This is a genomic window from Porphyrobacter sp. MBR-49, from assembly GCF_053628655.1.
Genome location: NZ_JBRJGU010000002.1, coordinates 300,472 through 315,000 on the forward strand (window position 1 = coordinate 300,472; position 14,529 = coordinate 315,000).

Consider the following 14,529-nt stretch of genomic DNA (forward strand, 5'->3'; position numbering starts at 1 on the left):
GGCCCGCTAGCCGCAAATCGCACGTTTTGCAAAGAACCTGTCGCGGTTGACGTCAGGGCGGCGGCGCGGCGTCCAGCGTTTGGGCCGCGCTGCCCCACATCCGCGCGCGGGCTTCCATGAACGATTTCAGAATCGGGTGGTCAAGCGCGGCATATTCACTTGGGTTCATGGTCATGAATTCGTGGAACTCGCGGGTGAATTGCGCCTGATCGTGGTAATGTGCATCCATTACCTCGGTCCAGTGGCTACCGTGATGGAGCATATAAGTGGTGAGGCTGCGCATGAACCGCTGGCGGCGCATCAGCAGCTTGGGCGAAAAGCCGAAATATTTCGTCGACAACCGTTCCAGCATGCGAATACTCATCGCGCAGGAATCGGCCAGATCGCGCACGGAGGCGTGCTCGCTATTGACCAACTCGCGGTGCACGCGGGCAATGCGGGCATCGTCGCGGGTGGGGCGCATCATCTGCGTCATGGCGTTGACGATCGCATCGAACTGTTCGTCCATGCTGGCCTGCGGATTGCATAGCGTATCGGTCAGTCCGGCAAAGTGCTGAAAGGCGAAATGCGCCGCGCCGTCGCAGATGATGTTAGCACAGCTGCGCGCATCGGATCGCATGAACCGCGCCCATCCCAGCGGAAGGAAGCCCACACCCCACATCCGCACCGGCCCCAGTGTAAACCGGCATGGCAGCGCGCTTGGCCCCGTCGCAACGAAGGGGGCACCGCTGACGCGAATTGCGCCAATCTCGGCATCAGGTGCACTGCCACAGAAGAAACGGATATTGCCCCATTCGGGCTGGAGGTAATCGGTAAGGGGAGAGGCCGGATCATCCAGATCCAAGGCAAGATGGTAGAAGGTGGTAAAACACCCCTCGAACTGCGCGGGCGGTTCGCGGAATTCCGCGTGCAGCCGGTAACCTGCAAGCGGCAGACGGCCTCCTATCACGCGTGAATCAAACCTATCCCCCATGAATTACAGATTGCGCGTAATAGCGCAGTCTAACAAGGCTGTTGGCGCATTTCTACAAGTGGACACGAAAAAGGCGAGCCTTTTCACAGGCTCGCCATAATTCGATTCTACTCTAGGCGGGCTAGTCAGTCCGCCTTGCGACCAATCAGGCGGGCAGCGCGGCCTTGGCCTGCTGGATCACGGCCTTGAACGCGCCGCCTTCGTTCATGGCAAGATCGGCCATCGCCTTGCGGTCGAGTTCGATCCCGGCCAGCTTGATGCCGTGCATGAACTGCGAATAGGTCAGGCCTTCCATGCGGACAGCCGCATTGATGCGCTGGATCCACAGGGCGCGGAACGTGCGCTTCTTAACCTTGCGGTCGCGGTAGGCGTATTGCCCGGCCTTTTCGACCGCCTGACGGGCGACCCGGATGGTATTCTTGCGGCGACCGCGATAGCCCTTGGCCTGGTCGAGAATCCGCTTGTGTTTGGCGCGGGTGGTAACACCGCGTTTGATGCGAGACATATCAGTATATCCTTATCTTGAGGACGCGCTGGCCATCAGGCCTGCAGCATCAATCCAGCCCGTAGGGCGCCCATTTCTTGATCGTCGGCGTGTCGTGCGACGACAGTACCGATGTCCCGCGATTCTGGCGGATATACTTCGCATTGTGGCTGATCAGACGGTGACGCTTGCCAGCGACGCCGTGCTTGACCTTGCCGGTGGCGGTGATTTTGAAGCGTTTCTTCACACCGCTCTTGGTCTTCAGCTTGGGCATTTTCATCTCCTGTAAGAGACACGTCGGAACCGGCCATGGCAGCCCTTGTCGCCAGGCTGGCTGATTGATTCGTGTCAGTGAAGTGCGCGCGGATAGGCGGGAAGGGGTGGAAAGGCAAGGGTGTTGAGGCAGAATCAAACCCGCTCTTGGACGCTTGGACCCAGGGCAATAGCACTCCGCGCCAGAATCCTCATAAAGCTGCCAGCATTTGTTGGGCAAGAATTGTCTTGAACAATCGTTCCAGACATACTATCTGCCTGCCATGCCTTGGGAAAAGAACTTCGATGTTGAAACGACGCTGACCCGGGCGATGCAGGTGTTTTGGGCGCGTGGGTACGAAGCTACCTCGATGCAGGATCTGGTAACGGCCACCGGGGTGAACCGGGCCAGCATCTACGCGACTTACGGCGATAAGCGGGCGCTATTTCTCAGTGCACTCAAGAAATATGACATCGATATTAGGCGCCGGATGTTTGAACAGCTCGGCGCATCCCAACCGCCTGCCGAAGCGATTACGACGGTGTTTGACCGGTTCATTGATCAGACCAAGGTGCCGCAGGGCAATTGGGGTTGCTTCATCGTCAACACCGCGCTTGAACTGGCAGCACATGACAGCGAAATCGCCGAACTGGTCAACGCCGCCCAGGACGATATCGAAGCCTTCTTCCTCGCGATGATCCGCAAGGGACAGCAAGATGGCGCGTTTGCTGCCGATCGGGATGCTGGGCAGCTCGCGCATCAGGCGCTCGCAGCAATGCTGGGCATGCTGGTGATGATCCGCAGCCGCCCTGACGCCGATACCCTAACCACCATTCGCGACGGCGTTTTGAAATCACTGATCTGATCGAGATTTATTGCTGCCTCGTTTGGAACGATCATTCCTAATGCCTCGCGCCGCTCAACCTGACGAAAGGAAATACAATGCCCGACACATTCAAGACCAGCTTGCCCCTGCGCGGGACGGATGATGCCGATCCTGCGATCAGCGCTCCCTTGACACAAATCGAAGCAAAAATGGGCATGTTGCCCAACATGTACCGAGCGATGGTCAACCTGCCCGCGCTGCTGGACACCTATAGCCACGGCTATACACTGTTCCGCGCCGAAGCGGGCTTCACCCCTGTCGAACAGGAAGTGGTTCTGCTGGCGATCAGCCGCTTCAATGGCTGCCATTATTGCGTCGCGGCGCATAGCTTTGTCGCCGACAAGATGTCCAAGGTGCCAGCCGAAGTGACCGATGCGATCCGCGATGGCCGTCCGATTGCCGATGCCAAGCTCGAAGCCTTGCGTGAATTTGCGCATATCATGACCGAAAGCCGCGGCAATCCGACCACCGATCAGGCGCAGGCCTTTCTCGCCGCGGGATATACCGAGCAGCACATTCTCGGTATTATTCTGGCAATCAGTGCCAAGGTTATTTCGAACTATTCCAACCATATATTCCACACCGAACTCGATGCAGCTTTTGCCAATCGCGCGTGGACGCCAGCGTTGTAACCTATTGCCGGTTTATAGCGAACGTTCCAGTTAACCAGCAGCTACCCCCCCAACCCCTGCTGCTGGTCGGGGCCGCGCCGCTTACAAGATCGCAAGATCGGGCGGCGCGGCGCCATTATTGTTCGGTATCAGAGCGCTCAGCGAATTGCCGGACGCGGCGCTGTCGTAGCGGGCACCGGATCAGCGACCGGAGCAACATTTCGCCGCCGTGATGAGGGCACGGGGTCGCATGACGAAAAGGCCCGCTGGCGGCCTACCCCATCGCCTCAAGCACATCTTCGAGCCGCGCCGGATCGCCCAGTGCGATCACCGTGCCGTCGCTTGCCGCATCCAAGGGGTTGCCCTGCCAGTCGGCCATTATCCCTCCCGCGCCTTCGACCACCGGAACGAGCGCGGCGTAGTCATAAAGCTTCAGCCCCGCCTCGATCACCACGTCGATATGGCCGGATGCGACGAGGCCGTAATTGTAGCAGTCCCCGCCGTAGATAATCTTCTTTTCCGCCACCTGCTTGGCGACCGCCATGAAAGCGTCAGCCTCCTCATTGGTGAACAGGTGCGGGCTGGTGGTAGCGAGCACCGCGTCGGACAGTTCCTTGAGCGGGCGGGCCTGAGCGGGCTTGCCGTTGAACAGAGTCGGCTGGCCGATCCTCCCGACCCAGCGCTCACCCGCAATCGGCTGGTCAATGATGCCCAGCACCGGCCAGCCATCTTGCAACAGCGCGATCAGCGTGCCGAAGATCGGGCGTCCGGCGATGAAGCTGGTGGTGCCGTCGATCGGATCGAGCACCCATTGACGGCCTGCGCCTTCGTTGCGGATGCCATATTCCTCGCCGATGATGCCGTCGCGGGGGAATTCGGCCTCGATCAGCCGCCGCATCGCGGCTTCGGCAGCGCGGTCGGCTTCGGTGACGAAGGAGCGGTCGGCTTTGCGCTCCTCGCTCCACTGGCCGCGAAACAGCGGACGGATCGCCGCCCCGGCAAGATCGGCGAGGCGCAGGGCGAGGGCGAGGTCGTTATCGGTCATTTACAATGCCAGCCATGGGGTTCCTTATCCGTCATTGCGAGGCGCGAAGCGACGCGGCAATCCATGAACCGCCGCCGCATCTGCCGCGATGTCTGGCCATGGATTGCTTCGCCTTCGGCTCGCAATGACGAACTAATCAAACAGGCTCGACACACTGCTTTCATCCGCAATCCGCCGGATCGCTTCGCCCACCAGTGGGGCGATCGGCAGGATGCGGATGCGGTCTGATGCTTCGGCGGCTTCGGTTGGCCGGATCGAATCGGTAATCACCAGCTCTTTAAGGCGCGACCCGTTGATCCGCGCCACCGCGCCGCCCGACAACACCCCGTGGGTGATATAGGCCGCGACCGACTTTGCACCGTTTTCGAGCAGCGCCTCGGCCGCGTTGCACAGGGTGCCGCCCGAATCGACCATATCGTCGATCAGGATGCAGTGCCGGCCTGAAACGTCGCCGATGATGTTCATCACCTCGCTTTCGCCCGGCCGGTCACGGCGCTTGTCGACGATCGCCAGCGGCGCGTTGTCGAGCCGTTTGGCGAGCGAGCGCGCGCGCACCACCCCGCCGACATCGGGCGACACCACCATCAGATCCTGATCGCCATACCGCGCCTGAATATCCGCTGCCATCACTGGCGCAGCATAGAGGTTATCGGTCGGAATATCGAAAAAACCCTGAATCTGCCCCGCATGCAGATCGACCGCCAGCATCCGGTCTGCCCCTGCCTCGGTAATCAGGTTCGCCACCAACTTGGCCGAAATCGGCGTGCGTGGCCCCGGCTTGCGATCCTGCCGGGCGTAACCGAAATAGGGCACCACCGCCGTGATCCGCTTGGCCGAGGCGCGGCGCAGCGCGTCGATGCAGATCAGCAATTCCATCAGATTATCATTGGCCGGAAAACTGGTCGGCTGGACGACAAACACGTCTTCACCGCGCACGTTTTCATGGATTTCAACGAATATTTCTTCGTCTGAGAACCGCCGCACACTGGCATCGGTGAGCGGCATTTCGAGATAGGCCGCGATGGCCCGGGCGAGCGGCAGGTTCGAATTGCCGGACATGATCTTCATGGCGCGCGAATCCCCGATGGCAGGTGATCCGCCTCGCCTAGCGACACGTCATAGGAATGCAACAGACCGAACGGTGGTTGTCGTCAGGTGTGAACGAAAGCGCTTGCGCGGGTGCGCTGTATTGCGCAAGTAAACCACCATGGATAAATCATCTGCGCCAACCCCTGTCGATCAGCCGTCCGATGACGAGGGCGAGCTTACCAGACTGCACCCCAATTACGCTCACGCGCTGCGGGTGCAGGCAGCACTGGCCGCGATTCCGTTTCTGATAGGATCGCTGGTGCTGGAGACGGCCTTTCGCGATCAGGCGGCCTTCCCCAGCGGGATCATTGCCGGACCGGTGCTGCTGATTGCACTGGCGTTGATCATCCGCATCCCGGCGCGGCGTTACCATGCGCGCGGGTATCAGATCAGCGCGGACCGGCTGCGGGTGGTGCGCGGCTTGCTGTGGCGTTCGGACACGGTAGTCCCGTTCAGCCGGGTGCAGCATATCGACGTGCATCAAGGCCCGCTCGAACGGTTTTTCGGCATCGCCACGCTGACGCTTCACACTGCGGGCAATCACAATGCCAGCGTGGCATTGCCCGGACTGGAAGAGGCGCGCGCAAGGGAAATGCGCGAAGAGATCCGCGCCCATATCCGGCGGGAGAGCCTGTGATCCAGCCGCATAGAACCGCGCCGATCAGCGTTGTTTTGGGCGCAATCGGAAGCATCCGCAGCGCGATTATTCCGGCGATCGCGGTTGCGTTTTCCGGGATTGGCGGTGCGGGCCGGATGCTGGTCGCCATCGGGGTTGTTGTGGCGGCGGCGATTATCGGGACGCTGTTCAGCTATATCGCCTGGCGGCGGCTGACCTATACCATCGGCGAACAGGATATCCGGGTGGAAAGCGGCGTGCTGAGCCGTTCGGCGCGTTCGGTTCCCTATGAGCGGATTCAGGATGTCAGCCTGGAAGCCAAGCTGCTTCCACGTCTGCTGGGCCTGGTCGCGGTCAAATTTGAAACCGGAGCGGGTGGGAGCGAAGACCTCGCGCTAACATACCTCACCGCCGCCGAGGGCGAGCGCCTGCGCCACTTGGTGCGCGAACGCCGCGATGATGGGCAACAGGCTGCTACGAGCACCAACCCAGCGGCATCTTCATCGGGCGACGCGGATGAAGGCGCGGATGAAGGCGACGTGCTGTTCGCAATGGGGCCAAGGCGGTTATTGCGCTTTGGCCTGTTTGAATTCTCGCTCGCGGTGTTCGCGGTGCTGGGCGGCCTGCTGCAATATGCCGACATGGTCACCGATATTGACATCTGGAACGGCGATCTGTGGCGCGGTTGGCTGGAGGAACAGGGCAGCACCATTGCCAGCCTTGGCCCTTACGCGCAGGCGGCGGGCGCGACCGCCGGGCTGTTCGGATTGGCGCTGATCGGTCTGGCAACCGGCATCCTGCGAACCTTTGCGCGCGATTGGGGGTTCACCCTTACCCGCAGCGCACGCGGATTCCGGCGACAGCGCGGCTTGTTCACCCGCACCGATGTGGTGATGCCAGCGCACCGGGTGCAGGCGCTGGTGATCGGCACCGGGTTTATGCGCTATCGGTTTGGCTGGCACGGTTTGAGCTTCGTGAGCCTGGCGCAGGATGCCGGCCATGAAAGCCACGTCGTCGCCCCGTTTGCGCAGATGGACGAGATCGCGCCAATCGTAGCGGCGGCAGGGTTCCACTTGCCTGATGAGCGGATCGACTGGCACCGCGCCAGCCGACGTCACCGCGATGACACGGCGATCATCAGCGCGCTGCCGTTTGTCGTGGCGGCGATTCTAGGGGCGGTCTTGGCGCCTCTTAGTGTGGCCTTGATCCCGCTTGGCCTGGCGGTAGTGATGGCCGGGGCGCAACTTTATGCGTGGGAGTTCCGGCGTCATGCGATTGATCCAGAACAGATTTTCTCCACCACCGGGCTCATGTCACCCACCAGCCGGATTTCGACCCGGCAAAAACTGCACTCGGTGGAAATCGCGCAGGGACCGCTGGCCCGCTGGCGTGGCTATGCCACTATGCATCTGGGACTGGCTGGCGGCAGTTTTTCAATTCCCGGCATGCCATTGAAAACGGCTCGAATATTGCGCGCCAGCATTCTCGATACCATCGCCGCGACTGATTATTCGCAGATCGATGCGCCGCTTGATCAGGCTTTCAACACGGACCAATCGGGGTTGGCGGCAAATTTGGCGGCGACATAGGAACAATCCGGACGGATCAGGAAACCCTGCCGCCGTGCATCCGCGACCATTCGCATCACCAGCGCAGCCGCCACCCCGCGCCCGCCGATCGCGCGCGGCACCACGGTATGCGCGGCGATACGCACTTCCTTGCCCGCCTGCACGCCGCCTGGTTCCCACTGAAGATAGGCCTCGTGCGAAGAATTGCGCACCACCGCTAAATAGCATCCACCCTGCCCTTGAACATGATGGGTGATGGTGAGTTCTGTGGTTTCCTCGACCACTGGCCGTTTCTCCCGCTTGCGTTGACCGTATGTCTGGCCGCTTGCCATGGCCGCGTGGCACATTAGAGGCGTTGTCCCATGACCCTTGCCAAGCCCTTCCTGTCGGACAATGCCGCCGCCGTCCACCCCCGATTGTGGGAGGCGATGCGTGCAGCCGACCATCCGGATAATCCCTATGATGGCGATTCGCTGTCAGGAGAATTCGACGCACGCTTTACGGCGCTGTTCGGGCGTGAATGCGCCGCGCTGTGGGTGGCGACCGGGACAGCAGCCAACTGCCTTGCGCTGGCGACGATGTGCGCCCCCCACGGCGGGGTGGTGTGCCACCGCGAGGCACATATCGAGGTCGATGAAGGCGGCGCGCCGGGATTTTTTCTCCACGGTGCCAAGCTGATGCTGGCAGACGGCGATGGCGCAAAGCTGACGCCGGAAGGCATAGCCGCGCTGATCGATCCGATCCGCAATGATGTGCATCAAGTGCAGCCGCACGCCATCGCGATCACGCAGGCGAGCGAATATGGTCGCACCTACACGGCTGCCGAACTGGCGGCGCTGGGTGTGTTTACGAAGGAACGGCGGCTTGGTCTGCACATGGACGGAGCGCGCTTTGCCAATGCGGCAGCTTTCCTTGGCGGCAGCGCAGAAGATGCGGCACGCGCAGCTAGCGGCCCGGTCGACAGTCTTTCCTTCGGGTTCATCAAGAACGGCGGGATGGGCGCGGAGGCGGTGGTGCTGTTCGAACCCGAAGCCGCCATGCAAGTTCGCTATCGCCGCAAGCGCGCGGGGCACCTGCAATGCAAGGGCCGCTATCTCGCCGCGCAGATCCTTGCGATGCTGGATGGTGACTTGTGGCTTGCCAATGCCGTGCACGCCAATGCCGCTGCACAGGAAGTGGCGGCAGGTTGCGGCGACCGGCTGCTTCACCCGGTTGAGGCTAATGAACTGTTCGTGCGATTGAGCGAGGCTGAACGCGCCGCTCTGCGCGCGCAGGATTTCGCCTTTTACGATTGGGGCGCCGATTCCGCCCGCTTCGTCACCGCGTGGAATACTCGAACTGAGGACGCGCAGGCGCTTGGCAAGGCCATCGCCTCACTATGACGTCAGCCCCCGCGCCGACGACTTTCGGCCCCTCAATACTCAGCCCCAAGGTGCTGATCCCGTTCATGCTGACCGGCACGATCTGGGGATCGACATGGTTTGTGATTACGGGACAGATCGACGGAGTGCCTGCGGCGTGGAGCGTATTCTACCGCTTCCTGCTGGCGACCCCAGCGCTGTTTTTGCTGGCTATGGTGATGTGCAACCGACTGAGGCTGGGCCGGGCCGAACATCTGTTGGCGCTCGGTGTCGGCATCGCGCAGTTCAGCGGCAATTTCCTGTTCGTCTACCATGCCGAAGCGCACATCACCTCGGGCATCGTCGCGGTGATGTTCGCGCTGCTGATGGTGCCCAACGCGGTGTTTGCGCGGGTGTTCATCGGCGAAAAGGTGCAAGGCGGCTTTATCGGCGGTAGCCTTGTCGCGATTGCTGGGGTGGCAATGTTGTTGGTGCACGAATGGCGCGCGGCTCCGCTGGACGGCAATGTCGGCCTTGGGATCATGCTGGCGATTGGCGGGATGCTGGCAGCATCAATTGCCAATGTGGTGCAGGCCAATACCACCGGACGCGCAGTGCCGATGGTCAGCCTGCTGGCCTGGGCGATGCTTTATGGCACGATCTTCGATCTTGGATTTGCACTGCTGACCGCTGGCCCTCCTCCGGCGGTGCCGCAGGCTTGGCAGTTCTGGGCGGGGACAGCCTATCTGGCGCTGATCGGGTCGGTGGTGACCTTCCCACTGCACTATAATCTGGTGCGCGAGATCGGCGCGGGGCGCACGGCCTATAATGCCATTGTTACCGTGTGCGTGGCGATGCTGCTGTCGACTTTGTTCGAAGGCTATCGCTGGACGTGGCTAACCGCGAGCGGCGCGGCGCTGGCGTTGCTGGGCATGGGTCTGGCGCTCAGGTCGAAGCAAAAACGCTAGGGCCCGGTCCCCGAGGCCAATCAGCCCCTCGACATAAGCAGGACACATCCGCGCCCGGTGCCGATCTGTCGCTGGCAGATTAAAATGCCCCAGAAGTGACATTTGAAAATTCCCCACTTCGTTTGTTTGACCCTGTCCGGGGCGCGCCCCGGACAGGGTCAAATTGGAAACATCGGGCATAGTGAGGTGGTCCCGCCTTCTTGGACAGTTTGGCGGCTGAGTTAAGCTAATCCCGGTTGTCTTTCATGCCGCCTGTTTGATCATCAGATCATGGGGGGCATGCCCCCCCATGATCTGATTGCCCGATCCGCCGATAGGCCTCGACCGGGGTTCGCCCGGCCAGGCCCGAGTGCGGACGCTGGGTGTTGTAATAGGTGATCCACCGGCCAAGGCCAGCCCGCAGCTCGGAACCGGTCTCGAAGGCATGCAGGTAGACGCACTCGTACTTCAGAGAGCGCCAGAGTCGCTCGATGAAGACATTGTCCATCCACCGGCCCCGGCCATCCATGCTGATGCGGACCTCGGCCTCGCGCAGCACGCTTGTGAAGGCAAAGCTGGTAAACTGGCTGCCCTGATCCGTATTGAAGATTTCCGGCCTGCCGAACCGGGCCAGTGCCTCCTCCAGCGCTGCGACGCAGAAGCCAGCGTCCCCAGGTTTTCTGGCATCGTGTTCGACAGGTGCCAGGCCTGCACCTTGCGGGTCGCCCAGTCCATGATCGCCACCAGGTAGAGGAAGCCCCGACGCATGGGGATGTATGTCACATCGGCGCACCACACGTGGTTCGGCCGCTCGATCGTCAGCTTGCGCAGCAAGTATGGATAGATCCGGTGCTGCGGGTGCGGATCGCTCGTGCGCGGCCGCTGGTAGATCGGCGTCAGCCCCATCTTCGCCATCAACCGCCGCACCCTACGACGACCAACATCACGGCCATTGCGCCGAAGATGCCGCGCCATCTGGCGGCTGCCATACCATGGGCAGTCCAGGAACGTCGTGTCGATCACCGTCATCAGCGCCAGCGTTTCGTCCGTTTCCGGCACCGGCGCATAGTAATAAGATGAGCGGCTGATCCGCAGCAGGCGGCACTGAGCCGAGATCGACAGGCGGTGGTGAGCAGGTTCGACCATCGCCCGCCTCCGGTCCACGCTCATCGACCGAAGGCCTTCGCTAAAAAATCCCGCTCCACCACCAGTTGCCCGATCTTGGCGTGCAACTTTTCCACCTCGCTCTCGCTGGCAACCCTGGCAGGATCGCCAGCCCCGGAGAACGTGCTCGCCATCCCATCGATGGCTTGCCGCTTCCAGAACGCGATCATCGTGTGGTGCACGCCATGCTTGGCTGCCAAGCTCCGCCAGCGTCAGGTCACCCCGGATCGCCTCCAGCGCCACCTTGGCTTTGAAATCGGCGCTGTAGCGCTTTCTCGTCGTCTTCATTCCCGTACCAATCCATCAGGTCGGGATTAGCTTACCATCCTGTCCAGAAAATCGGCACCACCTCACCCTTTAACCGGGCGTGGAAACTCGGCGCTTCACATCAACCGCGCAAGGTGGGCTCGGGACATCGCTTACGTTTCACCGGATGGATACACTGTGAATTGCTGGGCATTCTTATTTTTTACTGACCCAAATTTGATCCAAAAATAAAAATAAGGCCTCAGCGTTTCTGCTAAGGCCTTGATTTATTTGGTTGCGGGAGTTGGATTTGAACCAACGACCTTCAGGTTATGAGCCTGACGAGCTACCGGGCTGCTCCATCCCGCGATAAACCGTTTGTCTGGCGTCCCTCGCGCTAAGCGCTGTGGGCGGCCGGTCGGCCTTGCGGATCCTGTGGATCCGTTTGGCGCGCGTCCCAGATTAAAACTCTAGAGACGCCAAAAGGGCCGCCCTTGCAGGACAGCCCTATGACTTGTGAATGGGTTATACCCGCTCCCACTGGCTTCAATGCCTGGCGACGACCTACTCTTCCGTGCCTTAAGACACAGTACCATCGGCGCTGTCTGGTTTCACGGCCGAGTTCGAGATGGGATCGGGTGGGTCACAGACGCTATGGCCACCAAGCAATGGGGCCAGTGGATGCGGGTTTTTAAATCGATGCACACTCACTTGGGTGAGTGGTAAAGGGCGTATCTGGCTGGAGGTATTCTCCACCACAAAGACTTGCTTACCCATAGGGCAGGCCTGTCGTTGACAGTGCGAACTCTCAAGCATGATATGAACTATTAGGACCGGTTAGCTCCATGCATTACTGCACTTCCACACCCGGCCTATCAACGTGATGGTCTATCACGGTTCAAAGATACCTAATCTCAAGGGAGGCTTCCCGCTTAGATGCTTTCAGCGGTTATCCCGTCCATACATAGCTACCCTGCGGCACCCTTGGCAGGATGACAGGTACACCAGAGGTATGTTCACCCCGGTCCTCTCGTACTAGGGGCAACTCCTTTCAAGTATCGACGCCCACGGCAGATAGGGACCAAACTGTCTCGCGACGTTCTGAACCCAGCTCACGTACCACTTTAATTGGCGAACAGCCAAACCCTTGGGACCTGCTCCAGCCCCAGGATGTGATGAGCCGACATCGAGGTGCCAAACGATTCCGTCGATATGAGCTCTTGGGAATCATCAGCCTGTTATCCCCGGCGTACCTTTTATCCGTTGAGCGATGGCCCTTCCACGAGGGACCACCGGATCACTATGACCGACTTTCGTCTCTGCTCGACTCGTCAGTCTCGCAGTCAGGCAGGCTTATGCCATTGCACTCTAACAGACGGTTTCCAACCGTCCTGAGCCTACCATCGCGCGCCTCCGTTACTCTTTAGGAGGCGACCGCCCCAGTCAAACTACCCGCCACAGAGGGTCCCTACACCGGATAACGGTGCGAGGTTAGATATCAGAAAACAGCAGGGTGGTATTTCACCTATGGCTCCACGGCAGCTGACGCCGTCGCTTCAAAGCCTCCCACCTATGCTACACAACTCTTTCCTAATACCACTCTGAAGCTGCAGTAAAGGTGCACGGGGTCTTTCCGTCTAACCGCGGGTACTCCGCATCTTCACGGAGAATTCAATTTCGCTGAGCATATCCTGGAGACAGTGGGGAAGTCGTTACGCCATTCGTGCAGGTCGGAACTTACCCGACAAGGAATTTCGCTACCTTAGGACCGTTATAGTTACGGCCGCCGTTTACTGGGGCTTCAATTCGGAGCTTGCACTCCTCCTCTTAACCTTCCAGCACCGGGCAGGCGTCAGACCCTATACGTCGTCTTGAAGCCGACTTAGCAGAGTCCTGTGTTTTTGATAAACAGTCGCTACCCCCTGGCCTGTGCCCCCCACCAAAAGTTGCCTTAAGATGGGGCCTCCTTCTTCCGAAGGTACGGAGGCAATTTGCCGAGTTCCTTCAGGATACTTCTCTCAAGCGCCTTGGTATACTCTACCTGACCACCTGTGTCGGTTTCGGGTACGGTCTATATGAAGAGGCTATTTCCTGGAACCGCTTGGCTGCATGACCAATCCAATAAGGCCACACAACTTCCACGATCCGTCACACATCTTCAGGCCCACGAATATTAACGTGGTTCCCATCGACTACCCCCTTCGGGCTCGTCTTAGGGGCCGGCTCACCCTACGCTGATTAGCATTGCGTAGGAACCCTTGGTCTTTCGGCGACAGGGTATCTCACCCTGTTTGTCGCTACTCATGTCAGCATTCGCACTTCCGATACGTCCACGGTCGGTTACCCTCCCGCTTCACTCGCCTACGGAACGCTCCGCTACCGCTGCAGTAAACTGCAACCCTAAGCTTCGGTGCATATCTTTAGCCCCGTTACATCTTCGCCGCAGGAACCCTTATTTAGACCAGTGAGCTGTTACGCTTTCTTTAAAGGATGGCTGCTTCTAAGCCAACCTCCTGGTTGTTTTGGGATTCCCACATGCTTTCCCACTTAGATATGACTTGGGGACCTTAGCTGTAGGTTAGGGCTGTTTCCCTTTTGACGACGGACCTTAGCACCCGCCGTCTGTCTGCCAGACAAGACTCGATGGTATTCGGAGTTTGGTTAGGTTTGGTACCGCTCGCGCAGCCCTAGCCCATCCAGTGCTCTACCCCCATCGGCATACATCTGACGCTCTACCTCAATAGATTTCGCGGAGAACCAGCTATTTCCCGGCTTGATTGGCCTTTCACCCCTAAACACAAGTCATCCGATAATTTTTCAACATTAAACGGTTCGGTCCTCCAGTGCGTGTTACCGCACCTTCAACCTGCTCATGCCTAGATCGCCGGGTTTCGGGTCTAATCCAACATACTCAGTCGCCCTATTCAGACTCGCTTTCGCTTCGCCTACACCTAACGGCTTAAGCTTGCATGCTAGATTAAGTCACTGACCCATTATGCAAGAGGTACGCTGTCACCCCCTAAAGAGGCTCCAACTGCTTGTAAGCATTCGGTTTCAGGTACTGTTTCACTCCCCTAATCGGGGTGCTTTTCACCTTTCCCTCACGGTACTGTGTTCGCTATCGGTCATGTACGAGTATTTAGGCTTGGAGGGTGGTCCCCCCATGTTCAGACAGGATTTCACGTGTCCCGCCCTACTCTAGTCCTTCATCATCACTTTCGCATACGGGGCTGTCACCCGCTACGGCCACACTTTCCAGAGTGTTCTGCTAGTTGAAATGAAGGCACTGGCCTGGTCCCGGTTCGCT

12 protein-coding genes, 1 tRNA gene, 2 rRNA genes and 1 pseudogene (1 of these 16 only partly in view) are annotated in these 14,529 nt (G+C 59.8%); 6 read left to right on the forward strand and 10 right to left on the reverse strand.

From position 1 onward, the window contains the following. Positions 1–52: 52 nt before the first annotated feature. The 3 genes from ACSSV3_RS03670 to rpmI all read right to left on the reverse strand — a co-directional run bounded on the left by ACSSV3_RS03670 (position 53) and on the right by rpmI (position 1,731). Positions 53–973 carry a helix-turn-helix domain-containing protein gene (locus tag ACSSV3_RS03670; protein WP_354323834.1) on the reverse strand — a complete coding sequence of 307 codons (921 nt, stop codon included), beginning with the start codon at positions 971–973 and terminating at the stop codon, positions 53–55. A 145-nt stretch (positions 974–1,118) separates the two neighbouring features. Continuing rightward, entirely contained in the window at positions 1,119–1,478 is a 360-nt protein-coding gene (gene rplT / locus ACSSV3_RS03675; RefSeq protein WP_354323836.1) for a 50S ribosomal protein L20, read from the reverse strand. 49 nt (positions 1,479–1,527) lie between these two features. After that, a complete protein-coding gene (gene rpmI / locus ACSSV3_RS03680) occupies positions 1,528–1,731 on the reverse strand; it encodes a 50S ribosomal protein L35 (RefSeq protein ID WP_354324094.1) in 204 nt (67 codons plus the stop codon). Positions 1,732–1,993: 262 nt separating this feature from the next. Between rpmI and ACSSV3_RS03685 the strand changes: the two genes are divergently transcribed. Together ACSSV3_RS03685 and ACSSV3_RS03690 are read left to right on the forward strand one after the other, a co-directional pair. Beyond that, positions 1,994–2,575, forward strand: a complete 582-nt coding sequence (locus ACSSV3_RS03685; RefSeq protein ID WP_354323838.1) for a TetR/AcrR family transcriptional regulator — start codon at positions 1,994–1,996, stop codon at positions 2,573–2,575. Between the two features lie 77 nt (positions 2,576–2,652). Then, entirely contained in the window at positions 2,653–3,228 is a 576-nt protein-coding gene (locus ACSSV3_RS03690) for a carboxymuconolactone decarboxylase family protein (protein WP_354323840.1), read from the forward strand. A gap of 253 nt (positions 3,229–3,481) precedes the next feature. Here ACSSV3_RS03690 and hisN read toward each other — a convergent pair whose 3' ends face one another. Next, a complete protein-coding gene (hisN, locus tag ACSSV3_RS03695; protein WP_354323841.1) occupies positions 3,482–4,252 on the reverse strand; it encodes a histidinol-phosphatase in 771 nt (256 codons plus the stop codon). Positions 4,253–4,384: 132 nt separating this feature from the next. Next, a complete protein-coding gene (locus tag ACSSV3_RS03700; RefSeq protein WP_354323843.1) occupies positions 4,385–5,320 on the reverse strand; it encodes a ribose-phosphate pyrophosphokinase in 936 nt (311 codons plus the stop codon). 139 nt (positions 5,321–5,459) lie between these two features. Here ACSSV3_RS03700 and ACSSV3_RS03705 point away from each other — a divergent pair, with 139 nt between their 5' ends. Next, positions 5,460–5,978, forward strand: coding sequence for a PH domain-containing protein (locus tag ACSSV3_RS03705; RefSeq protein WP_354323845.1), 519 nt, complete (start codon positions 5,460–5,462; stop codon positions 5,976–5,978). Then, positions 5,975–7,546: a PH domain-containing protein gene (locus ACSSV3_RS03710; protein ID WP_354323846.1), complete on the forward strand. Its 1,572-nt coding sequence runs from the start codon at positions 5,975–5,977 to the stop codon at positions 7,544–7,546. Before ACSSV3_RS03705 ends, ACSSV3_RS03710 begins: the two co-directional genes overlap by 4 nt. On the opposite strand, the gene ACSSV3_RS03715 is transcribed toward ACSSV3_RS03710, so the two are convergent. After that, a complete protein-coding gene (locus ACSSV3_RS03715; protein ID WP_354323848.1) occupies positions 7,492–7,857 on the reverse strand; it encodes a GNAT family N-acetyltransferase in 366 nt (121 codons plus the stop codon). The genes ACSSV3_RS03710 and ACSSV3_RS03715 overlap by 55 nt on opposite strands. Before the next feature lie 30 nt (positions 7,858–7,887). Here ACSSV3_RS03715 and ACSSV3_RS03720 point away from each other — a divergent pair, with 30 nt between their 5' ends. Together ACSSV3_RS03720 and ACSSV3_RS03725 are read left to right on the forward strand one after the other, a co-directional pair. Beyond that, positions 7,888–8,907, forward strand: a complete 1,020-nt coding sequence (locus ACSSV3_RS03720; protein WP_354323850.1) for a threonine aldolase family protein — start codon at positions 7,888–7,890, stop codon at positions 8,905–8,907. Next, complete coding sequence (locus tag ACSSV3_RS03725) at positions 8,904–9,833, forward strand: DMT family transporter (RefSeq protein WP_354323852.1); 930 nt, start codon at positions 8,904–8,906, stop codon at positions 9,831–9,833. Before ACSSV3_RS03720 ends, ACSSV3_RS03725 begins: the two co-directional genes overlap by 4 nt. A 243-nt stretch (positions 9,834–10,076) precedes the next feature. Here ACSSV3_RS03725 and ACSSV3_RS03730 read toward each other — a convergent pair. The 4 genes and pseudogenes from ACSSV3_RS03730 to ACSSV3_RS03745 all read right to left on the reverse strand — a co-directional run. Continuing rightward, positions 10,077–11,264: pseudogene (locus ACSSV3_RS03730) on the reverse strand (IS3 family transposase). Positions 11,265–11,514: 250 nt separating this feature from the next. Continuing rightward, positions 11,515–11,591, reverse strand: a tRNA-Met gene (locus tag ACSSV3_RS03735). A 182-nt stretch (positions 11,592–11,773) separates the two neighbouring features. After that, positions 11,774–11,888, reverse strand: a 5S ribosomal RNA gene (gene rrf / locus ACSSV3_RS03740). Positions 11,889–12,029: 141 nt separating this feature from the next. Beyond that, positions 12,030–14,529 (reverse strand): 23S ribosomal RNA (locus tag ACSSV3_RS03745); it runs 290 nt beyond the window's last position.

What these genes read in the sequence shown, in the direction of transcription:
- ACSSV3_RS03670 (WP_354323834.1), bottom strand. Translation starts at nt 973, where the DNA reads ATGGGGGATAGGTTTGATTCACGCGTGATAGGAGGCCGTCTGCCGCTT.
- ACSSV3_RS03685 (WP_354323838.1), top strand. Translation starts at nt 1,994, where the DNA reads ATGCCTTGGGAAAAGAACTTCGATGTTGAAACGACGCTGACCCGGGCG.
- ACSSV3_RS03720 (WP_354323850.1), top strand. Translation starts at nt 7,888, where the DNA reads ATGACCCTTGCCAAGCCCTTCCTGTCGGACAATGCCGCCGCCGTCCAC.
- ACSSV3_RS03715 (WP_354323848.1), bottom strand. Translation starts at nt 7,857, where the DNA reads ATGGCAAGCGGCCAGACATACGGTCAACGCAAGCGGGAGAAACGGCCA.
- rpmI (WP_354324094.1), bottom strand. Translation starts at nt 1,731, where the DNA reads ATGCCCAAGCTGAAGACCAAGAGCGGTGTGAAGAAACGCTTCAAAATC.
- hisN (WP_354323841.1), bottom strand. Translation starts at nt 4,252, where the DNA reads ATGACCGATAACGACCTCGCCCTCGCCCTGCGCCTCGCCGATCTTGCC.
- ACSSV3_RS03725 (WP_354323852.1), top strand. Translation starts at nt 8,904, where the DNA reads ATGACGTCAGCCCCCGCGCCGACGACTTTCGGCCCCTCAATACTCAGC.
- ACSSV3_RS03705 (WP_354323845.1), top strand. Translation starts at nt 5,460, where the DNA reads ATGGATAAATCATCTGCGCCAACCCCTGTCGATCAGCCGTCCGATGAC.
- ACSSV3_RS03700 (WP_354323843.1), bottom strand. Translation starts at nt 5,320, where the DNA reads ATGAAGATCATGTCCGGCAATTCGAACCTGCCGCTCGCCCGGGCCATC.
- ACSSV3_RS03690 (WP_354323840.1), top strand. Translation starts at nt 2,653, where the DNA reads ATGCCCGACACATTCAAGACCAGCTTGCCCCTGCGCGGGACGGATGAT.
- rplT (WP_354323836.1), bottom strand. Translation starts at nt 1,478, where the DNA reads ATGTCTCGCATCAAACGCGGTGTTACCACCCGCGCCAAACACAAGCGG.